The following is a 23,305-nucleotide window of genomic DNA, read 5'->3' on the forward strand; positions in this document are numbered from 1 at the left end:
GTGAAACTTTTTTTCGATTTTCTCCGTCTAAATAGGTGAAATATCTTCTTTCATTATAACGAAAAAGCAGAGGGTGAAAAACCCTCCGCCTGCTTTCCCTTTATTGCAGAACCCTTATTTTTACGCGTTTTCTACCCCAATGAATTGCATCGGATTGTTTAGGCAAAAACACATCAATTTCATAACCGTGAATACCTGAACCTGTATCTGCAGCAATAGCATATCCATACCCTTCTACGTATACTTTTGATCCGAGCGGGATAATATTTGGATCAACGGCAATAACTTTTGCAGAAGGGTTTCTACGCAAATTAATTCCCATTCTCGTTGTTCCCGAACAGCCTTCGCAATATGCGGTATAGGCGGTAGCGGTCACATAAAACTCTTTCGCCGCACTATGTTGACCGCGTGATGTCGGACGGTTTTGCACATTGACAGATCGTCTTTCAGCCACTGCAGGCCGTCTTTCAACTACTTTTGTACCAATAGCCACAATGCGGGTTTCGCTTTTTTTAATCGTCTTTGTGGCAATTAATTTACGCGATACTTCTTTTCCGTTTTCCAATACTATTTCATACGTTTTGGCAACAAGCCCTTTTTCTCCAGGTTGGATAACCCGTCGTTCTCCTTTTGGCAATGTGGCGTCTTGTTTCGTGACGACTGCAAATTCCACTGGTTCTTCCACTACATCGGTGACTTTTTTAACTTTTATCACGTTAATGGTCATATTTTCTTTTATACTTTCGTGCAGAGACGGCTCTACTCGATCCAGTTTGTCTAATTGTACCCCTTGTTGTTTCAAAAAGTCAGCGACAGTAGTCGAAGTTGCCCACACTTGTTGCTGTTTACCACCGACATTTAGTCGGACTGGGAATGCCTTCTCCACGTTCACTTCCATTCCCTTTTTAATTTTTGTATTTAGCGCTGGGGCAATTTTGTCGTACTTTCCGATTTTAATATGTTGCGAGTTTAATAGCTCGGCAACGTCCTTTGCAGTCGTCCATATTTCTTGTTCTTTCCCATCTATTGTCAAAGTGACTTTCTTGCTCGCTTCCCAAACGATGTTTAAATCGTCTGTAATTGGCGTATCTAACGATGGATAGACGTAATCTTCTTTCCTTGGCTTAATATTTTGCTCCTCTAATACTTCTTTTACCGTTTTTGCATGAGTACGGATCTCTTGTTTTTTTCCGTTTGCCGTTAGTGTCACATCATCTTTGGCTATTTCGTACCCAGCAAATCCTGTTGTCGCTGAAAAAGCTATAAAACTACTAGCAGTAACAGTGAAGTTTTTCCTCAATGAATCGGAAATTCTCTTCATATTGGGCAACATGATGTAAAACGCCTCCTTCTTTCGCTAATTTCCCCTCTCCCTCTAACATGTACGCATAAACACACTCTATTATGCAGAAAATTCGGTTAAAAGGGAAGGAAGACTTGTCGACATGTTTATCATATGTAACGTCCTAAATTTGTAGAACTTTTTTTTATTCGATCATGTTTAGACAAGTCTCCTTATCATTTGACAAATGTTTTTAGCGATAAATGCCGAATAATTTTTTCGCATTCTCCGTCGTCGCTTTTGCTACTTCCTCAAAGGAAATACCTTTAATCTCGGCGATCGCTTCCGCTACGTATTTGACGTAGCTCGGTTCATTTCGCTTTCCACGGAAAGGGTGAGGCGTTAAATACGGACAGTCTGTTTCAATCAATAAATGCTCAAGCGGAATTTGCGCCGCTACTTCCTTCGGCTTTTTCGCATTTTTAAACGTTACCGGTCCGCCAAGCGAAATAAAGAAGTTCATATCAATGCATTGTTTCGCCACTTCTACACTTCCGCTAAAACAATGCATAATTCCGCCCACTTCAGCAGCGTTTTCCTCTTTTAAAATTTGTAAAATATCCGCTGTTGCCTCGCGGTTATGAATAATAATCGGCAATTTTACTTTTTTCGCCAAAGCGATCTGTCGCCGAAATACGTCATGTTGTATTTCCTTTGGTGATTTATCCCAATAGTAGTCCAAACCCATTTCTCCTAAGGCCACTACTTTTGGATGAGCTGCTAATTCTTCGATCATCTGTAAATCATCATCCGTCATATCGACCGCATCTACAGGGTGCCAGCCAACCGCAGCATAAATAAAATCATATTGCTCCGCTAGCTCGATCGCCCGTGCAATCGTAGGGCGGTCAAAACCGACGACGACAATATGAGAAACTCCTTCGTTAAGAGCACGGTCAATTACTTCTTGCAAATCCTCGTTATATTGAATCGCATTTAAATGCGCATGGGTGTCAAAGAGCATAACAGTAAACCCCTTTTCTACCTTGTTGTTAAGTGTAACATAGAAATCCATTACATATATCACAGGCTGTTAACATTTTTATTACAAAATGACAACAAAGAGGTGTCGTGTACCGATGAACACCACACCTCTTATGTTTACCATTATTTTATTTTTGTCCCATTCGGAACATTTTTATCAACGGTAGCAACAGACAGCACTCCGTTTTCTTCCCCGGCAAGAATCATACCTTGAGACAATTCGCCGCGCAATTTTACTGGTTTTAAATTCGTTACACAGATGACTTTTTTGCCAACCAGTTCTTCTGGTTTGTAAAATTGCGCAATTCCCGAGACGACCTGACGTTTTTCATCGCCAAGGTCAAGCTGCAGCTTTAGCAGCTTATCGGCGTTTTTCACCGGCTCCGCGTGCACCACTTCGGCAACGCGCAAATCGACTTTTGCAAAATCGTCGATCGTGATCTCTTCCGCTTTTGGTGCTTGCTGTTCCTCCTTCTGCTTTGCCGGCGCGCCGCCTTGCATATGCGCTTTAATATATTCCACTTCTTTTTCAATGTCTAACCGTGGAAATAGCGGTTCACCTTTTGTTACTTTCGTGCCTTCTTTGATGAGGCCGAACTCGTATAAGCTGTCCCATTGTTTTAATGGTTCATCAACAATGCCAAGCTGCTTGAAAATTTTTTCCGGCGTACGCGTTAAAAACGGCTGCAACAAAATAGCCACATGGCGAAGCGATTCCGCTAAATGGGCCATTACCGACGCCAGCTGTTCTTTTTTGCTTTCATCTTTTGCGAGCACCCAAGGCTGCGTTTCATCAATATATTTGTTAGTCCGGTTAATCAGTTGCCATACAGATGCAAGCGCCACCGAAAATTCCATTTTTTCCATCGCTTCTTCATATTGCTTCACTACTTCTTTTGCCGTTTCAACAAGATCGTTGTCAAATGCTGTTTTCGCGCCGCGATATGGTGGAATAATGCCATCAAAATATTTTTCCACCATCGCTACCGTGCGATGTAACAAGTTGCCTAAGTCGTTTGCTAAGTCATAATTAATGCGTTCGACAAACCCTTCTGGAGTAAACACGCCGTCAGAACCAAACGGAACTTCACGAAGCAAATAGTAACGAAGCGCGTCTAACCCATAGCGGTCAATTAATGTAACAGGGTCCACGACGTTTCCTTTCGATTTCGACATTTTGCCGTCTTTCATTAACAGCCAACCGTGCGCGAACACTTTTTTCGGCAGCGGCAAATCGAGCGCCATTAACATAATTGGCCAATAAATCGTATGGAAGCGGACGATTTCTTTTCCGACTAAATGGACATCCGCCGGCCAGTATTTGCGAAACTTCTCATCGTTATCAGTGCCGTAACCTAACGCCGTAATATAGTTCGTAAGCGCGTCAATCCATACATAAATAACGTGCTTCGGATCGCCCGGAACTTTAATGCCCCAGTCAAACGTTGTACGAGAAACCGCCAAATCCTCAAGCCCTGGTTTAATAAAGTTGTTAATCATTTCATTTTTGCGCGACTCCGGCTGGATGAACTCCGGATTTTCTTCATAGTATTGCAAAAGGCGATCGACATATTTGCTCATTCTAAAGAAATACGATTCTTCTTTTACTTTCTCTACCGGACGACCGCAGTCCGGGCAGTTTCCATCAACGAGCTGCCGTTCAGTATAAAATGATTCGCATGGTGTGCAATACCATCCTTCGTATTCACCTAAATAAATATCACCTTGTTCGACAAGACGCGCAAAAATTTTTTCTACTACTTTTTTATGGCGTTCTTGTGTCGTACGGATGAAGTCATCATAAGAAATATCGAGCTTTTTCCACAATTCTTGAATGCCTTCGACAATTTCGTCGACATATTGTTGCGGTGTTACTCCTTTTTCTTCCGCTTTGCGCTGAATTTTTTGCCCATGCTCGTCCGTTCCGGTTAAATACATGACATCATAACCGCGCAGGCGTTTATAGCGCGCCATCGCGTCCCCCGCTACGGTCGTATAGGCGTGGCCAATATGCAAGTTTCCGCTCGGATAATAAATCGGGGTCGTAAGATAAAACGTCTTTTTCTCCATCTTCATACCTCCCTATTCTGTTAGAACAAAAGCCCCCGCCCGACGGACGAGAGCGATGTTACTTCTATTTTACATAATTTTTTCATTCTACAAAAACATCTATTTCTCCTGTGGAAAAAAAATATACATCAGGCATATAAAATTACGTCATATTTCGATCAAAACGGGCGAATTAATTATAGGAGGATAAGTATAAATAAAATAGCGATTATACTGCCTAGCAGACGGACCATGCAACTTGGCGTTTTTTCATAAGACAAAAATGGAATGCCAATGGTGTACGTCTATCTTTTTCAAAATAATAATATACATTTTTTTTAAATTTTACATATAAAAGGATTGACGTATAATGGAAACGCTGATATGATTAGGATGTAGGAAATTTGTCGAATATTGACGAATAAATCCTAGTGAAATAAAAAACTATTTTTATGGAGAGGGGAAGCGTTCCATGAAATCAACAGGCATTGTCCGTAAAGTTGATGAGTTAGGCCGTGTCGTAATTCCGATTGAATTACGTCGTACGTTAGATATTGCTGAAAAAGACGCATTGGAAATCTATGTAGACGACGACCGCATCATTTTGAAAAAATATAAGCCAAACATGACATGTGTCGTCACTGGCGAAGTTTCTGATGACAATTTCAAATTAGCCGGCGGTAAAATTATTTTAAGCCGTGAAGGCGCGGAAATTCTTTTAAAAGAAATCCAAGAACATCTGCAACAATCGGCTACCAATAACGATAAATAAAAGAGTTTCTCTAGCTTCTGAGAAACTCCTTTTTTTTACTCGTTATGATACTTCTGATAGACATCGCGTTTCGACATATTTCGATCTTTTGCTGTCTGTTTAATCGCCTCTTTTGTCGAAAGTCGTTTTTCCTTTATATAATATTCTACATGCTCTACTAATGTCAGCGAATGCCACCATGTTTCTTTCTCTTCATTCACTTCCTGTGCCCCTTCAATAATCAAACAAAATTCCCCGCGGATTTCATTCGTTTCCGCCCATTCCACCGCCTCGCTCAAATTGCCGCGAATGAACTCTTCAAACCGTTTCGTCAGCTCACGACAGATGACGGCGCGGCGCTCGCCAAACACTTCATACATCATAGCCAGTGTTTCTTTTAGGCGATGGGGGGCTTCATAAAAAACCATCGTTTCGCGAACCGTTTTTAATGATTCCAACTGCCGTTTTTTTTCTTTCTTCGTTCGCTCGAGAAAGCCGAAAAAATAAAAGTGATCGGTCGGCAGCCCCGACGCAACCAGCGCGGTTAAGGCTGCGTTGGCGCCGGGAAGCGGAACGACGGTGCATCGCTCTTTGAGCGCAGACACAATCAGTTCATGTCCCGGGTCGGAAATTCCCGGCATTCCCGCATCGCTGACAAGCGCTACCGATTTTCCTTCTTTCAGCCGCTCGATAATTTGCGGTCCGCTCGTGTATTTATTATGTTCATGGTAACTCATCACTGGCGTGTGAATGTCAAAATAATTGAGCAGCTTTTTCGTTTGCCGCGTATCTTCCGCCGCGATCATATCCGCTTCTTTCAAAACCTGCACCGCCCGAAACGTCATATCTTCGAGATTGCCGATTGGCGTTGGGACAATGTACAATGTTCCCTTATCTTTATGCTCTGTAAAGCTTTTTTGCTGCCAAAGCATGTTCTTCTGCTCCTTTATGATGGGATAATACCGTATAATATTTGCTTCACTTCATCGGTATATTCATTATTGTCATTATACACCACCAGTGGCGGCAACACTTTCAAATCCGGATTTCCATCTTTGATTCCTTCTACCAAAATCGTATTGGCCTCTTTTCCCATTTTCGGATAGACAAAGCGCAGCCGTTTCGGCTCTAACCGGTGCTCACGCATCAAGGTGATCAAATCAAGGAGACGCCCTGGGCGGTGCACAAACGCTGCTTTTCCGCCTTGCTTTAACAGCTGGCTGCTTACGCGAATCACATCTTCAAGCGTACAATAAATTTCGTGACGGGCGACGGCCAAATGAATATTTTTGTTCATTTCCTCCTTGCTGACTGTCGGAAAGTAAGGAGGATTGCACGTCACCACGTCATATTTGCTATATCCTAACTGTTTAGGCGCTTCTTTAATATCGCCGTGAATAATTTCTATCTGTTTTTCCAAGCCATTATATTGCACACTCCTCTTTGCCATATCGCAAAGCCGTTCCTGAATTTCAATGCCGATAATTTTTCCTTTTGTTCTCCTGCTTAACAATAGCGGAATAACACCGTTTCCCGTACATAAATCGACAATGTTTCCCTTTTGAATCGGCATATAGGCGAACTTGGCCAGCAGCACCGCATCGAGCGAAAAGGAAAACACCGACGGGCTTTGAATAATGCGGATCTCTTCGTTTAAAAGATAATCCAGCCTCTCATCTTCATATAATTCGACCATCATCCATCCTCCCTACGTTCAAAAAAATAACCTCTCCGAAAATGGAAAGGCTACAACCTATACTTATTTTTTGTTTAAAAAGGATAAGCAAAACAGACAATCTCCTTCCTTTCGGACGCTTCCATAATGGACATGACAAATATGAAACCCTTCCTGGTAAAGACGCGCTAAATTATCATACCCTTCGCCGATATCAATCAGTTTGCGCTCATGGCCATGCCTATGATCTTTGCGCTTTTCCTCCGTCCATTCATTAGCCATTTGCTCAAGCCGCCGGCGCAAATGCGCATTTTCAATTTGTAAATGGTGATTTTCCTCAAGCAGTTGCGATACATACTCCTTTAATTGCACAAGCTGGCGGTATAAATGGCTAAGTTGTTCTTCCATGCTTGTTACAGATTGAAAAATCTCTTTCTTATCCACATTGCCCACCCCAATTAATCTGCGGCTCGAATTGGCAGAGTTCCGTCTTTCATCAATTCATCAAGCGTATATTCCACGACTCGTCCATGTTCGGACAGCTCTACTTGTAATACCCGTTCCAAAATATTTAATCCAATCACTTTGCCAAGACCGTGCGGAGTTTCCACAAATTCGCCTAAATCAGGGAGCTGTTCTTTTGCTGTTTCATACTCCTCATTTTCGTATTTCAAACAGCACATCAAGCGACCGCAAAGACCAGAAATTTTGGTCGGATTGAGCGATAAATTTTGATCCTTTGCCATTTTAATGGAGACGGGATCAAAATCGCCTAAAAACGTGGAACAGCACAGCATTCTTCCGCACGGACCGATTCCGCCCAGCATTTTTGCTTCATCGCGCACGCCAATTTGCCGTAGCTCAATGCGCGTGCGGAAAATAGCTGCTAAATCCTTTACAAGCTCGCGGAAATCCACACGCCCGTCTGCGGTAAAATAGAAAATCACTTTATTGCGGTCAAATGTATATTCCACATCAACTAGCTTCATTTCCAATCCGTGCTCTTCCACTTTTTTCAGACAAATATCATACGCTTCGCGCGCCGCTTTTTTATTTTCTTCGACAATCCATTTATCTTTCGCATCGGCGATGCGGATCACTTTTTTCAGCGGCAGCACAATATCGTTTTCATCGACTTGCTTATTGCTGATCACTACTTTTCCATATTCAATCCCGCGCACGGTTTCTACAATAACAAACTCCCCGGCAGGAATAATTAACTCCCCAGGGTCAAAATAATAAATCTTTCCTGCTTTTTTAAAACGAACACCGACGACATTATACAAACGCTTTTCCCTCCTTTAAATCAAGAATGAGTTGCTCCATTAAAAGCGGTACGCTCATATTCGTTGTATTTAAACGTGCTTTCGCCTGTAAAATGATTTCCATGCTTTGGACGATCTGCCGCTGGGAGCAAGCGAGCGCCCATTGCTGCAAATCGTCGATCTTATCCCGATACACAACATAATCCGGTTGCCCTAATTGTATATGCAACATATCTTTATATATATATAAAAGCAAATCCAGCCCTAAATCAATTTGCTGCTTTTCCTGAAAGTGCGGAACCCATTGATCATGAAGGAAAAAAAGAGCCTGCAAATCGTTTTTCTTTAACATTTCATATAATTGTAACACTATTTTTCGCGCTTGCGCAAACCAACTATCTCGGCTTAATTCAAGCGCTTCTTCATAATTGTTTGTCACATGGGCAGCAAGAAAAGCCATATGAGGCGGAATTTGCTGCTCTATTAAATCATTGGCAAGCAAAGCAGGCGGCAGTGGTTGAAACGAAAAAACTTGACAGCGGGAAACAATTGTTTCCAATATGCGATGGTATTGCTCTGTCAGCAAAATCGCCACCGTTCCCGGACGGGGTTCTTCTAAAAATTTCAGCAAGCTGTTCGCTGCACTCGTGGTCATTTGATCAGCGTGTTCAATAATATATAGTTTTTTATCGGCCTCCATTGCCGTTTTCGTAAATTCCTGCTGCAGCAGTTCAATTTGTTCTTTTTTAATCGATTGTCCATCCGGCGCAATAACATGAACATCCGGATGGTTTCCCGAATCGATGCGGCGGCAGTTTCGGCATTCATTACAAGGTTTTATTCCCAACGGATGCAAGCAAAACAAACTTTTCGCCAGCAAAAGGCTTGCCGCTTTTTTCCCGGTTCCGCGCTGCCCTTCAAATAAGTAAGCATGGGAAACTCTTCCTTTTTCAAGACTTTTGGTGAGCATCTTTACTACGACAGGCTGGTATTGCTCAAGCTGTTCCCACTGCATCGTCATCGTCATCACTCGCTTATTTCCTTTATCATTATTCTACCATGTCCTGTTCTTCCTATCATGTTTTGTTTCATGGAAATACCGCTGCTATCTTCCTTCTATTTGCTTCATTACCGCCGTTACGGTCATGGCAAATACTTCATCAACCGGCTTGGAAGCATCAATAGTAACAATCCGCTCAGAAAACCGTTCGGCCAGCTTTAAATATCCTTCCCGTACCTTATAATGAAAGGACAAGCTTTCCATATCGAGCCGGTTTATTTCTCGCTGCTTATTTTTTTGAATTCTCTCCAGCCCCATTTTCGGATCAATATCAAAATAAATGGTTAGTGATGGAAAATATCCATCAATCGCGAATTGATTGATTTGCAATACTTCGTCCACACCCAATCCTCTAGCAAACCCTTGATACACTAAAGAACTGTCAACAAACCGGTCGCACAACACAATGTTACCAGCCTCGACGGCTGGAATAATTTTTTCTAAAAGATGCTGCCTTCTCGCCGCAGCATAAAGCAGTGCTTCAGTACGTCCATCCATTTCTGTATGATCTGGATTTAGAATAATCGAGCGGATGGCCTCCGCAATGCGCACGCCCCCCGGTTCTCTTGTCGACAGTACGGCAAATCCTTTTTCCCGTAAAAATGTTTCTAGCTTCGCAATCATCGTCGTTTTTCCTGCGCCATCAGGTCCTTCGAACGAAAAAAAGCATCCTTTCATACGCTACATCTCCCTTATTTTATAAGATCATACACTTCTATTTGCTGAGTAGATAAATATCTTCCGCCTTGAAAGCGTGCATGGCAACGTTTTAGCTGTTCGATTTGTTCGATATGTTCCTTGCAAATTCGTTCCCCTATCCATAACAGAGGCACCCCGGGCGGATAAGGTATAATCGTTTCCGCGGCAATATATCCTTCCGCTCTCTTTAAATCTACTACTTTTTTCGGCAACGTTTGCAATTCCTTATACGAGATCGCATCCGTAGATGGCAAAAACGAGAAAGAATGAAACGAATATAGCAACTGCTCACTATAACGCAAGCCGCGAAACGCCTGTTGTATTTTTTCCACCACTTGCTCCATCTGTTCAATCACAGCAAGCGGATAGATAAGCAAAACGTTAAACGGATCGGCTAGCTCGGCAAAAATTCCTTCGCGCTCTAGCAACTGCTGCAACTCATAGCCTGATAATTCGCTCCGTGTTTGCAGCGTAATTTTCAACAAATCGGTCTGTACAAGCGGCTGGTGCGAATGCACGATGGCAATTCCTTCAATCGTTGCTAAAGCATCTTTAAACTCTCTGATTTGTTCAGCCACCTTTTTGACATCGTTTTTTGTCAAACAAGCGACATAGCTTCTCGCTAAATCCAGCGATGCCATAATCGGATAAGATGGGCTGCTCGATTGAAATACTTGCAAAAAATATTTCAGTTTTTCTTTATCGACCAATGAACTATTGAAATGTAAATACGAACCCATTGTCATAGCCGGCAGCGTTTTATGAGCTGACTGAACAACTACATCCGCTCCGCACGCGACCGCTGTTTTCGGAAAAGGCTGGCCGAGAATAAAATGGGCGCCGTGCGCTTCATCGACAAGTACGGGAATGCCGTAGCGATGCGCGAGATGAACTACTTCTGTAAGATCAACGGCCATGCCGTAATAATTGGGATTGGTTAATACTAGCGCCGCGGCATCTGGATGAAGTTCGAGCGCCTTTTTTATCGTGTCATAGGCCACATAAGAAGCAACACGAACGTCTTCATCAAATTCAGGAGAAAGAAAAATAGGAGTGGCCCCTGCTAACTGAAGCGCATGCATCACCGACTTATGGCAATTGCGCTGTACAATGACTTTCTTTTTTTCCCCACAAACAGCAAAAATCATCGCCAAGTTTCCAGTTGTAGAACCGTTCACAAGAAAAAATGTCTCTTCTACATTATACAGTTTTGCCGCTAGCAACTGTGCCTCGGCAATAACCGATTCCGGATGGTGTAAATCATCTAATCCGGTTAACTCCGTAGCATCCAGTTTTAATAATGGTTCGTAATCATTTCTTGCGTTTGCCGGAAATACAAAACCGTATTTATGACCTGGCACATGAAAGGAAAACGGATGGATGGCATCATGACGTTTTAGAGCGGTATATAAAGGGGTTTTCCCTTGATCCATGAACAACCCTCTTTTCTTTCCAAGGTCATTTTTTAATTGCTGTGCATCAATAACAAAATATATATTAACATTAACGAACCGCCTTGAATAGAAGCAGGCAAAACGAAATGATTTTCCGATTGATTCATAGCAAACGGACACGACGGCATAATAAAAACAGGCCCCATATCAATAGGACCTCATGAATATATTTCAGAAGATATAATTTTCTTTAATTGTTTTACGTAAAATCTATATTTCGGATCGGCTGTATCAGTTTGAACCATTGCTTTTTCACAGTCTAGACAAAGAAATCGGCCAAGAATGTGAATACCTTCTTGTTTTGACTGCTCACAAACGATACATACCTTTTCCATATCATCTTTGCTAGTAATGGATGTCCCCACCTTCTCCACCTCCCACCCATTATTTTCCCCACATTAATAAGTTTCTATACTAATAGATCATTATATGCATTTGGAAAGTTATAACATGATGGGAAACCCCATATGTCTTTCCGGCCGTTTGAGTTTAATAGGGATGAAAAATAAAAACAGCTGATTAAGCGTTACGCCTAATCAGCTGTTCCAGCAACAATTGCCTAGCAACGACCTACTCTTGCAGGGGCGCTGGCCCCAACTACCATCGGCGCTGGAGAGCTTAACTTCCGTGTTCGGGATGGGAACGGGTGTTTCCTCTCCGCTATAGTCACTAGGCAAGCTGTTCTATTGAACATATATCATTATATTCATCTGATGGATTTTGTCAAGAAGGAGTTCATTCCTTCAAAACTAGATAACCGTCTGCTTGGAAGAAGCCGGGCGTCCTGCGCTTTTCGTACTGTCTAGCTCCGGCTCGCCGCCGCTCGCCTACGCTTTTCTTGGTTAAGTCCTCGATCGATTAGTATCCGTCAGCTCCACGTGTCGCCACGCTTCCACCTCGGACCTATCGACCTCGTCATCTTCGAGGGATCTTACTCGCTTGACGCGATGGGAAATCTCATCTTGAGGGGGGCTTCACGCTTAGATGCTTTCAGCGCTTATCCCTTCCGCACATAGCTACCCAGCGGTGCCCCTGGCGGGACAACTGGTACACCAGCGGTGCGTCCATCCCGGTCCTCTCGTACTAAGGACAGCTCCTCTCAAATTTCCTGCGCCCGCGACGGATAGGGACCGAACTGTCTCACGACGTTCTGAACCCAGCTCGCGTACCGCTTTAATGGGCGAACAGCCCAACCCTTGGGACCGACTACAGCCCCAGGATGCGATGAGCCGACATCGAGGTGCCAAACCTCCCCGTCGATGTGGACTCTTGGGGGAGATCAGCCTGTTATCCCCGGGGTAGCTTTTATCCGTTGAGCGATGGCCCTTCCATACGGAACCACCGGATCACTAAGCCCGACTTTCGTCCCTGCTCGACCTGTCCGTCTCGCAGTCAAGCTCCCTTGTGCCTTTGCACTCTCCGAATGATTTCCAACCATTCTGAGGGAACCTTTGGGCGCCTCCGTTACCTTTTGGGAGGCGACCGCCCCAGTCAAACTGCCCACCTGACACTGTCTCCCACCCCGATAAGGGGTGCGGGTTAGAATTTCAATACCGCCAGGGTGGTATCCCACCGGCGCCTCCACCGAAGCTGGCGCTCCGGCTTCCCAGGCTCCCACCTATCCTGTACAAGCGATACCAAAATTCCATATCAGGCTGCAGTAAAGCTCCACGGGGTCTTTCCGTCCTGTCGCGGGTAACCTGCATCTTCACAGGTAGTATGATTTCACCGGGTCTCTCGTTGAGACAGTGCCCAAGTCGTTACACCTTTCGTGCGGGTCGGAACTTACCCGACAAGGAATTTCGCTACCTTAGGACCGTTATAGTTACGGCCGCCGTTTACTGGGGCTTCGGTTCGCACCTTCGCTTTCGCTAAGCGCTCCCCTTAACCTTCCAGCACCGGGCAGGTGTCAGCCCCTATACTTCGCCTTTCGGCTTCGCAGAGACCTGTGTTTTTGATAAACAGTCGCTTGGGCCTTTTCACTGCGGCTCCCTCGGGCTCATCACCCAAGAGAGCACCCCTTCTCCCGAAGTTACGGGGTCATTTTGCCGAGTTCCTTAACGAGAGTTCTCCCGCGCACCTTAGGATTCTCTCCTCGCCTACCTGTGTCGGTTTGCGGTACGGGCACCTCTCACCTCGCTAGAGGCTTTTCTTGGCAGTGTAGGATCGGGGACTTCGGGACCGATGGTCCCTTCGCCATCACGGCTCAGCCTTTATGCCAGACGGATTTGCCTATCTGGCAGCCTAACCGCTTGGACAGGCTATTCCAGCAGCCTGCTCGCCCTACCTTCCTGCGTCCCCCCATCGCTCGAACGGTGAGGAGGTGGTACAGGAATCTCTACCTGTTGCCCATCACCTACGCCTTTCGGCCTCGGCTTAGGTCCCGACTAACCCTGAGCGGACGAACCTTCCTCAGGAACCCTTAGGCTTTCGGTGCAGAGGATTCTCACCTCTGTTTTCGCTACTCACACCGGCATTCTCACTTCTAAGCGCTCCACGAGTCCTTCCGGTCTCGCTTCGACGCACTTAGAACGCTCCCCTACCGATGACCAGCGGTCATCCCACAGCTTCGGTGGCACGTTTAGCCCCGGTACATTTTCGGCGCAGAGTCACTCGACCAGTGAGCTATTACGCACTCTTTAAATGATGGCTGCTTCTAAGCCAACATCCTGGTTGTCTGGGCAACTCCACATCCTTTTCCACTTAACGTGCACTTTGGGACCTTAGCTGGTGATCTGGGCTGTTTCCCTCTCGACCACGGATCTTATCACTCGTAGTCTGACTCCCAAGGATAAGTCGTTGGCATTCGGAGTTTGACTGAGTTCGGTAACCCGATGAGGGCCCCTAGCTCAATCAGTGCTCTACCTCCAAGACTCTTCCCTTGAGGCTAGCCCTAAAGCTATTTCGGGGAGAACCAGCTATCTCCAGGTTCGATTGGCATTTCACCCCTACCCACACCTCATCCCCGCACTTTTCAACGTGCGTGGGTTCGGGCCTCCAGTAGGTGTTACCCTACCTTCACCCTGGACATGGGTAGATCACCTGGTTTCGGGTCTACGACGACGTACTATACGCCCTATTCAGACTCGCTTTCGCTGCGGCTCCGTCTTTTCGACTTAACCTCGCACGCCATCGTAACTCGCCGGTTCATTCTACAAAAGGCACGCCATCACCCATTAACGGGCTCTGACTACTTGTAGGCACACGGTTTCAGGTTCTCTTTCACTCCCCTTCCGGGGTGCTTTTCACCTTTCCCTCACGGTACTGGTTCACTATCGGTCACTAGGGAGTATTTAGCCTTGGGAGATGGTCCTCCCTGCTTCCGACGGGATTCCCCGTGTCCCGCCGTACTCAGGAGCCACTCGGGAGGGAACGAAGTTTCGACTACAGGGCTGTCACCTTCTCTGGCGGGCCTTTCCAGACCGCTTCGTCTACCCCGTTCCTTTGTCACTCCCATGTGAGTGGTCCTACAACCCCAAGAGGCAAGCCTCTTGGTTTGGGCTGTTCCCGTTTCGCTCGCCGCTACTCAGGGAATCGCGTTTGCTTTCTTCTCCTCCGGGTACTAAGATGTTTCAGTTCCCCGGGTGTGCCCTCCATACCCTATGGATTCAGGTATGGATACTGCCCCATTACGGGCAGTGGGTTCCCCCATTCGGACATCTCCGGATCAACGCTTGCTTACAGCTCCCCGAAGCGTTTCGGCGTTTGCCCCGTCCTTCATCGGCTCCTAGTGCCAAGGCATCCACCGTGCGCCCTTTCTAACTTAACCAACATCAGCGCTTCTCGGCTTCTTCCTCTGTCTAGCTTCGGCGCCTAGCTCTCTTCTGCCAAATAACCTTCCCCCTCGAAGTGCAAGCACTTCTGCGGGTGAAGAACAGTTGGCTTCGAGAGCTCACCGCGGCGCCTCCGCTTTTCTTTCCGGTTATCTAGTTTTCAAGGAACAAGGCTACTACCTTGAATCAGCTTCTTTGCTGCCTTGCGCCGAGGAATCCAGCTTCTTTGAATTCACTAGAAGACGCAGGCGCAAAATAAATTAAAGTATTTTTTCGCTAAAATGGTGGAGCCTATCGGGATCGAACCGATGACCTCCTGCGTGCAAAGCAGGCGCTCTCCCAGCTGAGCTAAGGCCCCACACATTGATGGGCCTAAGTGGACTTGAACCACCGACCTCACGCTTATCAGGCGTGCGCTCTAACCAGCTGAGCTATAGGCCCATTATGGAAATGGTTAAGGAGAAGTTCCCTCAAAACTAAACAAAACGACAAGCGTCATTATAACTTATTTTAGTGTCATTGTCAATAGGAAGTCGCCTACGCGCTTCCGCTTTTTGTATGTCTAGCTCCAGCGCCTAGCTCTCTTCTGCCAAATAACCTCCCCCCTCGAAGTACAAGCACTTCTGCGGGTGAAGAACATTTGGCTTCGAGAGCTAATCGCGGCGCTTCCGCTTTTCGTGTCATCCTTAGAAAGGAGGTGATCCAGCCGCACCTTCCGGTACGGCTACCTTGTTACGACTTCACCCCAATCACTTGCCCCACCTTCGGCGGCTGGCTCCCTTGCGGGTTACCTCACCGACTTCGGGTGTTGCAAGCTCTCGTGGTGTGACGGGCGGTGTGTACAAGGCCCGGGAACGTATTCACCGCGGCATGCTGATCCGCGATTACTAGCGATTCCGGCTTCATGCAGGCGAGTTGCAGCCTGCAATCCGAACTGAGAGCGGCTTTTTGGGATTGGCTCCCCCTCGCGGGTTCGCAGCCCTTTGTACCGCCCATTGTAGCACGTGTGTAGCCCAGGTCATAAGGGGCATGATGATTTGACGTCATCCCCACCTTCCTCCGGTTTGTCACCGGCAGTCCCCCTAGAGTGCCCAACTGAATGCTGGCAACTAGGGGCGAGGGTTGCGCTCGTTGCGGGACTTAACCCAACATCTCACGACACGAGCTGACGACAACCATGCACCACCTGTCACCCTGTCCCCCGAAGGGGGAACGCCCTGTCTCCAGGGTTGTCAGGGGATGTCAAGACCTGGTAAGGTTCTTCGCGTTGCTTCGAATTAAACCACATGCTCCACCGCTTGTGCGGGCCCCCGTCAATTCCTTTGAGTTTCAGCCTTGCGGCCGTACTCCCCAGGCGGAGTGCTTAACGCGTTAGCTACAGCACTAAAGGGTTTGACCCCTCTAACACTTAGCACTCATCGTTTACGGCGTGGACTACCAGGGTATCTAATCCTGTTTGCTCCCCACGCTTTCGCGCCTCAGCGTCAGTTACAGACCAGAGAGCCGCCTTCGCCACTGGTGTTCCTCCACATCTCTACGCATTTCACCGCTACACGTGGAATTCCGCTCTCCTCTTCTGCACTCAAGTCCCCCAGTTTCCAATGACCCTCCACGGTTGAGCCGTGGGCTTTCACATCAGACTTAAGGGACCGCCTGCGCGCGCTTTACGCCCAATAATTCCGGACAACGCTCGCCCCCTACGTATTACCGCGGCTGCTGGCACGTAGTTAGCCGGGGCTTTCTCGTTAGGTACCGTCACCGTACCGCCCTATTCGAACGGTACTTCTTCTTCCCTAACAACAGAGCTTTACGATCCGAAGACCTTCTTCGCTCACGCGGCGTCGCTCCGTCAGACTTTCGTCCATTGCGGAAGATTCCCTACTGCTGCCTCCCGTAGGAGTCTGGGCCGTGTCTCAGTCCCAGTGTGGCCGGTCACCCTCTCAGGCCGGCTACGCATCGTCGCCTTGGTGAGCCGTTACCTCACCAACTAGCTAATGCGCCGCGGGCCCATCCGTAAGTGACAGCCGAAGCCGCCTTTCAACCAAAGACCATGCGGTCTTTGGTGTTATCCGGTATTAGCTCCGGTTTCCCGGAGTTATCCCGGTCTTACGGGTAGGTTACCCACGTGTTACTCACCCGTCCGCCGCTAACCGAACAAGAGCAAGCTCCTGCTCGGTCCGCTCGACTTGCATGTATTAGGCACGCCGCCAGCGTTCGTCCTGAGCCAGGATCAAACTCTCCATAGAAAGTTGATTGGCTGATTTTTAGCTTCAGCACCGACACCGTAAGGCGTCGCGGTGCCTCCACCTTTCTTATCGTCTAGCTTCGGCTCGCAACCGCTCGGGGGTCAAATAACCTTCGCCTTCGGGGTGACAAGCACCCCTGCAGGCGAAGAACATTTGCCCGTCGCGGTTAAGCTACGAGCCTCCGCTTTTCTTGATTGACGCTTGCGTTTTGTTTAGTTTTCAAGGAACTTTAACACACTTTATATATTATACATATCAATTTATATGCTGTCAATATAATTTTTATATTTATTTAACAGCGACGTTTATTAATATAATACATATAAAAATGAAAGTCAATAGGTTTTTCTAAAAAATATAAAAAGGCGTTTCTAAGATATATAACGCCTTTCCATCATCGAAAAATTCCGCTACTAGCATTATTTCTTTATCTTTTACATGACAATATACTTATCGATAATGATTAACGCCGCAGCTCCTGGTACTCCTAGAAACCCGCATATGAACGACGTTACGAGATTGATCGGTATATGAACACTAAAATTTCCCCCGATTGCATTAATCACAAATAACGCCAACGCGCCAATGACCAGCCTGATCGCCCCATATCCTATAAACCGAAGCGCTTTTAATCGCGCGCCTACTAATAACAAAACCACAATCATCGACAATATTAAAAGAATGACTACCTTTGGTTCCATTCTCTATGCCCCCTTTTATTGCTTGTACTACAAAGGTATGATAAACGGGGGAAAAAAGAACAAAAAAATAAAGGAAGTTTAATTCACTCCCTTTAGTGATATACGTCGATGCTTTGCTTCCCGGATGAGAAAAAAATATTTCGCTTCGGCGATATGAAGCGCTACTAATACGTCCTCCGATGGATCTACGCTTTTTTCAATGAGCCGTTTCTGCTCATACCATTCGTCTCTCATCTCCTGTAATTGCCTTGCTAGCTTTAAATCAAACTCCTTTTTCAACCAGCCTTTCCGTCGCCATAACAAGGGTCTCCACCTCTTTCTCTTTCTACAATTCCCGGCGTCCTTCTAAGGCTTTTGAAAGCGTTACTTCATCGGCATATTCCAAATCGCCGCCCACTGGGAGGCCATGGGCAATTCTTGTCACCTTAATTCCCGTCGGCTTTAATAACCGCGATATATACATCGCTGTCGCTTCCCCTTCAATATTCGGGTTTGTCGCTAAAATTACTTCCTGTACTGTTTCGTCTTGCAGCCTTTTTAACAACTCGGCAATTTTTATATCTTCTGGGCCGATGCCCTCCATCGGCGAGATCGCGCCGTGCAACACATGGTAAAGCCCATTATACTCTTTCATTTTTTCCATAGCAATGACATCTTTCGGATCTTGCACAACACATATCGTCGTTTTGTCGCGTCTTTCATCTTTGCAAATATAACAAGGGTCTGTATCCGTAATATGGCCGCAAATCGTACAATACTTAATATTGCGTTTGACGTCCACAAGCGCTTTAGCAAATTCCAACACCGTATCTTCTTTCATCGTTAAAACAAAAAAGGCAAGACGAACTGCTGTTTTGGGCCCGATTCCGGGAAGCTTCATAAAACTGTCAATCAGCTTAGATATCGGCTCAGGATAATGCATAAAACTCCTCCTAGAACAATCCCGGAATATTCAATCCTTTTGTAAATTGTCCCATCATTTCGTTTGCAAGCTCATCCGCTTTTTTCAACGCATCATTGGTTGCTGCCAACACTAAATCTTGAAGCATTTCGATATCTTCCGGATCCACTACTTCTTCTTTAATTTTCACTTCCAAAATTTTTTTATGACCGTTCGCGATCACTGTCACCATACCGCCTCCTGCGGTGCCTTCTACTGTTTTTTCACCTAGTTGTTCTTGTGCTTTCTGCATTTCCTTTTGCATTTTTTGCATTTGCTTTAACATTTTTTGCATATTTCCCATTCCACCACGCATCATCGTGTTTTCCTCCTTCATACCATTTCTTTATTCTTTAATTTCAATTAATTCCTCGCCAAACAGCCGCTTTGCTTCCGCTATTAAAGGATCTTCTTCCTCCTGTTCCTGCTTGGCTTCTTTTCCACGAATAAATTCTTCCCTTATCCTGCCCCATTCTTCTTCAGGAACAGCTACCATTTCAAAGCGCTTTTTCGTTAGTTCAAATAAAATGGCCTCTAAATTATCTTTCACATAATTCGTATTATCAGCCGCCATCTTGCAGTGAATTTCATACTTAAACTTTAACACAAATGCAGTTGGACTGGCGGCAACTGGCTCGCTTTCTTGCAGTAAGGCCGCGTGAGATACTTTATGTTGCTTTTTCAGCGTATCCAGCATCTCGGCCCAATGGCTTTTAATCAACGCCAAATCTTGATGAGTCGCTTGCTTTAATATTTCGTAAATCCGGCCAACTGGTGTTTTATATCCTCCTGTTTTTAGCCCTTTTGTTTGTCTTTTAGCTGGCGCGGCAGTTGCTGTCGCGGCAGCTACATTTTGTTCCTTCATACGGCGCAGTTCCGCTTCCAAATATTCTACCCTTTTTATCAGCGATTGAAGTTCTTCGGAAGGCGGCAATGCGTGTGAAGCTTGTGGATGGCATAGCTTTACTAGTGCAACTTCTAAAAAAATGCGCGGATGATTCGTCCATTTCATCTCTTGCTGGCTTTTATTTAACACTTCAATCGTTTCATATAGGTCAGAGACCGGCACGGCCTCCGCCAGATGTTTAAACGCGTCATCCACGATAGCGCCTTTTATTGCCCCTTCTACATGCGGTGCCGTTTTGTAGAGCAAAAGATCGCGATAATAAAAAATTAAATCTTCGATAAGACGGTTCGGATCTTTCCCTTGATCCATCATGTTCTCAAGCAGCTGCAATACTGCTGCCGTATCTTTCTCATATATGGCCTGCGCTAGCGAAGCCAATGTTGCAGAGGATACAGCTCCGGTCATAGCAAGGACGTCTTCAAGCAGCAACTGTCCGTCACTAAAGGAAATCGCTTGATCAAGCAAACTTAGCGCGTCGCGCATCCCGCCATCAGCCGCGCGCGCGATTGCAGACAACGCCTCATCGGCAGCTTTGATGCCTTGCTGACTGACGACATGTCTTAACCTTGCGACGATGGAAGGCAAAGGAATTCTCCGAAAATCAAAGCGCTGACACCGGGAAATAATCGTAAGCGGAATTTTATGAGGTTCTGTTGTTGCTAATATAAAAATAACATGCTTTGGCGGCTCCTCTAGCGTCTTTAACAACGCGTTGAAAGCACCGATCGAAAGCATATGCACCTCATCGATAATATACACTTTGTATCGAACCGATGTCGGCGCAAATTTCACTTTATCGCGAATATCGCGGATTTCATCCACCCTGTTATTCGAAGCCGCGTCGATTTCTAGCACATCTGGAATGGTGCCGTTCGTAATGCCAATGCACGCTGGACATTCGTTGCACGGTTCCGCCGTCGGGGCATGCTCACAATTTACCGCTTTGGCAAAAATTTTGGCAGCGCTTGTTTTTCCTGTACCGCGCGGACCGGAAAACAAATAGGCATGAGATATTTTATTTTGAAGCAGGGCACTTTGCAATGTTTTCGTTACGTGTTCTTGACCGACTACATCAGCAAATCGCTGCGGCCGAAAAACACGATATAAAGCTTGATACGTCACGAAATGGCCCTCCTCTTTTTCTCGTCTCATCTATTATATAATGTCTTCTTCTTTTTTTAAAATAAGAAATAAAAAAAACTCACTCGCAAGGAGTGAGTTTGCTTTTCGATATGTAAGGCCGTGCACCTTCTGTCGATTAGCTGCCCCAAGCGTTGCTCAAGCAGTTAGCTCAGTCCAGGCACCCCCGCGGCACATGGGAGCATCCGCTTACTGCTGCTTCCTTCCGGACCTGACAGGGTTCACGGAATCCCATTGCGCGGGACCCAGACGTCAACACCACTTACTTGAGACAGACCTTACAGCAGACTAACCTCGAGAAGGAATTCAGCCTCGCTAGAGCGGATTGCGAGTACAGGGCACCGCTACCTCCCCGCTTAGCACGGCAATATAAGTATAGCGGTTTTGCGAAAAAAATGCAATGACTGCACGTTGTAATTTAATTGGAACTTTGCCCAACATTTTTCTTTTTCTCGCGAAGCTTGCGGAAAAAATTGCTTAACATTTGCCCACATTCTTCGCCCAATACCCCGCTTGTCACTTCAGTCTGATGATTAAACCGCTCTTCTTGAAGTAAATTCATTAACGTCCCAGCACAGCCCCCCTTTGGGTCGCTAGCGCCGAACACAACACGCTTGATGCGGGCAAGGACAATGGCGCCGGCACACATCGCACAAGGCTCTAGTGTGACATATAATGTTGCATCTTCTAGGCGCCATGAACGTGTTGCTTTGCATGCTTCATCAATCGCTAAAATTTCTGCATGGGCAATCGCGCGCTGCTCTGTTTCCCTTAAATTATGGGAACGGGCAATAACACGGCCACCTTGAACAATCACCGCTCCAATCGGGACTTCTCCTATCTGTTCCGCTTTTTTTGCTTCTTCTATGGCCAAACGCATATAGTATTCGTCGCTGATCATGCTCCACTCCTCGCAAAAACGGTCATTTCTGCTCTTTTTCCATCATAAAATAAGAGGAACGAAGACGCAACTGGGAGGTAAAGTATGCAAATCCATGTCATACAAAGCGGGCAAACGTTAAGTGGAATCGCGCAAGCGTATAATACGACTCCAGAAGACATCATTCGGGCAAATCAGTTGCCAAATCCTAACGATCTTGTCGTCGGCCAGGCAATTGTGATTCCAATCGTCGGCCGTTTTTACTGGGTGCAGCGCGGCGATAGTTTATGGTCGATTTCCCGCAGATTTTCCATTCCAATGCAGCGGCTTGCCGAAGTAAACCGTATTTCTCTTAACAGTCCGTTACAAGTTGGACAGCGGTTATATATCCCTCCAGCAACCAAGCGCAGAGCTGAATTTAACGGATATATCGAACCTCGCGGAACAACTGTCAGCCCAGCTTTGGAGGAAAGCGCTCGCCAAGCCGCTCCATATTTAACTTATTTAGCTCCATTTCGTTTTCAAATCCAGCGAAACGCGACACTGAAAGAGCCTCCATTGAATAATTTTCCATCTATCGCCCGCGCGAATCGTGTTACTTTAATCATGGTCATCACTAATATTGAAAACGATCAGTTTAGCGATGAACTAGGAGCGATTATTTTAAACAATGAATCACTGCAAAACCGGCTTTTAGAGAATATCGTCACGACCGCCAAAAAATACGGATTCCGCGATATCCACTTTGATATGGAATACTTGCGCCCTCAAGACCGCGAGGCGTATAATTCGTTTTTACGAAAAGCGAAGCGGCGGTTCGAGCAAGAAGGATGGATGATGTCTACGGCGTTGGCTCCGAAAACGAGCGCCACGCAAAGAGGACGCTGGTATGAGGCGCACGACTACCGTGCCCACGGCCAAATCGCCGATTTCGTCGTCATTATGACGTACGAATGGGGGTATAGCGGCGGCCCGCCGATGCCGGTTTCTCCAATCGGCCCCGTCCGCAGGGTGCTCGAATACGCGATTTCTGAAATGCCTGCAGGGAAAATTTTAATGGGACAAAACTTATATGGATATGACTGGACCCTTCCATATGTTCCAGGCGGACCATATGCGCGGGCGATCAGCCCGCAGCAAGCCATCCGTCTTGCTGCCCAACACAACGTTGCCATTCAATACGATACGAGAGCACAAGCTCCACATTTCCGCTATCGGGATGAAAACGGAAAAGAACATGAAGTTTGGTTTGAAGACGCCCGCTCCATTCAAGCAAAATTTAATTTAGTCAAAGAGCTTGGCTTACGGGGAATGAGCTATTGGAAATTAGGATTAGATTTCCCGCAAAACTGGCTGCTTCTAACCGACAATTTTACTGTCGTAAAAAGATAAATCCTTTTTTCCCTCGCACTTGGAAACATGCCCAAGTGCGTTTTTTT

19 protein-coding genes, 2 tRNA genes, 3 rRNA genes and 1 other RNA gene are annotated in these 23,305 nt (G+C 46.1%); 2 read left to right on the forward strand and 23 right to left on the reverse strand.

Annotation, left to right across the window (positions count from 1 at the left end; all coding sequences use genetic code 11):
• Window positions 1-100: 100 nt before the first annotated feature.
• From BV455_RS08575 to metG, 3 genes are all read right to left on the reverse strand, one after another.
• Window positions 101-1,333 (reverse strand): G5 and 3D domain-containing protein, encoded by a 1,233-nt coding sequence (locus tag BV455_RS08575; protein ID WP_042410419.1) that lies wholly within the window; start codon window positions 1,331-1,333, stop codon window positions 101-103.
• Window positions 1,334-1,535: 202 nt separating this feature from the next.
• Entirely contained in the window at window positions 1,536-2,306 is a 771-nt protein-coding gene (locus tag BV455_RS08580; RefSeq protein WP_042410421.1) for a TatD family hydrolase, read from the reverse strand.
• 143 nt (window positions 2,307-2,449) lie between these two features.
• Complete coding sequence (metG, locus tag BV455_RS08585) at window positions 2,450-4,396, reverse strand: methionine--tRNA ligase (RefSeq protein WP_042410423.1); 1,947 nt, start codon at window positions 4,394-4,396, stop codon at window positions 2,450-2,452.
• Between the two features lie 451 nt (window positions 4,397-4,847).
• Here metG and BV455_RS08590 point away from each other — a divergent pair, with 451 nt between their 5' ends.
• A complete protein-coding gene (locus tag BV455_RS08590; protein ID WP_017434461.1) occupies window positions 4,848-5,147 on the forward strand; it encodes an AbrB/MazE/SpoVT family DNA-binding domain-containing protein in 300 nt (99 codons plus the stop codon).
• A gap of 35 nt (window positions 5,148-5,182) precedes the next feature.
• Here the strand turns inward: BV455_RS08590 and rsmI are convergent, their stop codons facing one another.
• From rsmI to tadA, 20 genes are all read right to left on the reverse strand, one after another.
• Window positions 5,183-6,058, reverse strand: a complete 876-nt coding sequence (gene rsmI / locus BV455_RS08595) for a 16S rRNA (cytidine(1402)-2'-O)-methyltransferase (protein ID WP_042410424.1) — start codon at window positions 6,056-6,058, stop codon at window positions 5,183-5,185.
• A 14-nt stretch (window positions 6,059-6,072) separates the two neighbouring features.
• Window positions 6,073-6,822 (reverse strand): tRNA1(Val) (adenine(37)-N6)-methyltransferase, encoded by a 750-nt coding sequence (locus BV455_RS08600; RefSeq protein ID WP_017434459.1) that lies wholly within the window; start codon window positions 6,820-6,822, stop codon window positions 6,073-6,075.
• A 63-nt stretch (window positions 6,823-6,885) separates the two neighbouring features.
• Window positions 6,886-7,245 (reverse strand): DNA replication initiation control protein YabA, encoded by a 360-nt coding sequence (yabA, locus tag BV455_RS08605; RefSeq protein ID WP_017434458.1) that lies wholly within the window; start codon window positions 7,243-7,245, stop codon window positions 6,886-6,888.
• Window positions 7,246-7,259: 14 nt separating this feature from the next.
• On the reverse strand, window positions 7,260-8,087 hold the full coding sequence (locus tag BV455_RS08610; RefSeq protein WP_017434457.1) for a PSP1 domain-containing protein: 828 nt from the start codon (window positions 8,085-8,087) through the stop codon (window positions 7,260-7,262).
• The gene (gene holB, locus BV455_RS08615; RefSeq protein ID WP_026078396.1) at window positions 8,080-9,087 is read right to left on the reverse strand and encodes a DNA polymerase III subunit delta'; all 1,008 of its coding nucleotides are present in this window, start codon (window positions 9,085-9,087) and stop codon (window positions 8,080-8,082) included. Before holB ends, BV455_RS08610 begins: the two co-directional genes overlap by 8 nt.
• A gap of 84 nt (window positions 9,088-9,171) precedes the next feature.
• Complete coding sequence (gene tmk, locus BV455_RS08620) at window positions 9,172-9,804, reverse strand: dTMP kinase (RefSeq protein WP_017434455.1); 633 nt, start codon at window positions 9,802-9,804, stop codon at window positions 9,172-9,174.
• A 14-nt stretch (window positions 9,805-9,818) separates the two neighbouring features.
• Window positions 9,819-11,258 carry an aminotransferase class I/II-fold pyridoxal phosphate-dependent enzyme gene (locus BV455_RS08625; protein WP_042410427.1) on the reverse strand — a complete coding sequence of 480 codons (1,440 nt, stop codon included), beginning with the start codon at window positions 11,256-11,258 and terminating at the stop codon, window positions 9,819-9,821.
• Between the two features lie 179 nt (window positions 11,259-11,437).
• Window positions 11,438-11,644, reverse strand: coding sequence for a sigma factor G inhibitor Gin (locus BV455_RS08630; protein ID WP_042410430.1), 207 nt, complete (start codon window positions 11,642-11,644; stop codon window positions 11,438-11,440).
• Between the two features lie 192 nt (window positions 11,645-11,836).
• Window positions 11,837-11,953: ribosomal RNA gene (rrf, locus tag BV455_RS08635) — 5S ribosomal RNA — on the reverse strand.
• Window positions 11,954-12,117: 164 nt separating this feature from the next.
• Window positions 12,118-15,048, reverse strand: a 23S ribosomal RNA gene (locus BV455_RS08640).
• 286 nt (window positions 15,049-15,334) lie between these two features.
• Window positions 15,335-15,410, reverse strand: a tRNA-Ala gene (locus BV455_RS08645).
• Window positions 15,411-15,419: 9 nt separating this feature from the next.
• Window positions 15,420-15,493 (reverse strand) — tRNA-Ile (locus tag BV455_RS08650).
• Between the two features lie 249 nt (window positions 15,494-15,742).
• Window positions 15,743-17,298: ribosomal RNA gene (locus tag BV455_RS08655) — 16S ribosomal RNA — on the reverse strand.
• The 16S, 23S and 5S rRNA genes sit together here with 2 tRNA genes alongside, the layout of an rRNA operon.
• Before the next feature lie 434 nt (window positions 17,299-17,732).
• The gene (locus BV455_RS08660) at window positions 17,733-17,999 is read right to left on the reverse strand and encodes a pro-sigmaK processing inhibitor BofA family protein (RefSeq protein ID WP_042411991.1); all 267 of its coding nucleotides are present in this window, start codon (window positions 17,997-17,999) and stop codon (window positions 17,733-17,735) included.
• A 78-nt stretch (window positions 18,000-18,077) separates the two neighbouring features.
• A complete protein-coding gene (locus tag BV455_RS08665; RefSeq protein ID WP_042411990.1) occupies window positions 18,078-18,302 on the reverse strand; it encodes a YaaL family protein in 225 nt (74 codons plus the stop codon).
• A 22-nt stretch (window positions 18,303-18,324) separates the two neighbouring features.
• A complete protein-coding gene (gene recR, locus BV455_RS08670; RefSeq protein ID WP_042411988.1) occupies window positions 18,325-18,921 on the reverse strand; it encodes a recombination mediator RecR in 597 nt (198 codons plus the stop codon).
• 10 nt (window positions 18,922-18,931) lie between these two features.
• Window positions 18,932-19,258, reverse strand: a complete 327-nt coding sequence (locus BV455_RS08675) for a YbaB/EbfC family nucleoid-associated protein (protein ID WP_017434507.1) — start codon at window positions 19,256-19,258, stop codon at window positions 18,932-18,934.
• A 27-nt stretch (window positions 19,259-19,285) separates the two neighbouring features.
• Complete coding sequence (gene dnaX / locus BV455_RS08680) at window positions 19,286-20,968, reverse strand: DNA polymerase III subunit gamma/tau (RefSeq protein WP_042411986.1); 1,683 nt, start codon at window positions 20,966-20,968, stop codon at window positions 19,286-19,288.
• 118 nt (window positions 20,969-21,086) lie between these two features.
• Window positions 21,087-21,351, reverse strand: an RNA gene (ffs, locus tag BV455_RS08685) — signal recognition particle sRNA large type.
• A gap of 53 nt (window positions 21,352-21,404) precedes the next feature.
• A complete protein-coding gene (gene tadA / locus BV455_RS08690; RefSeq protein WP_017434505.1) occupies window positions 21,405-21,887 on the reverse strand; it encodes a tRNA adenosine(34) deaminase TadA in 483 nt (160 codons plus the stop codon).
• Window positions 21,888-21,971: 84 nt separating this feature from the next.
• Between tadA and BV455_RS08695 the strand changes: the two genes are divergently transcribed.
• Complete coding sequence (locus BV455_RS08695) at window positions 21,972-23,258, forward strand: glycoside hydrolase family 18 protein (RefSeq protein WP_042411984.1); 1,287 nt, start codon at window positions 21,972-21,974, stop codon at window positions 23,256-23,258.
• Window positions 23,259-23,305: the final 47 nt, after the last annotated feature.

This window comes from Parageobacillus caldoxylosilyticus (assembly GCF_019272935.1).
GTDB classification, from domain to species: Bacteria; Bacillota; Bacilli; order Bacillales; family Anoxybacillaceae; genus Saccharococcus; species Saccharococcus caldoxylosilyticus.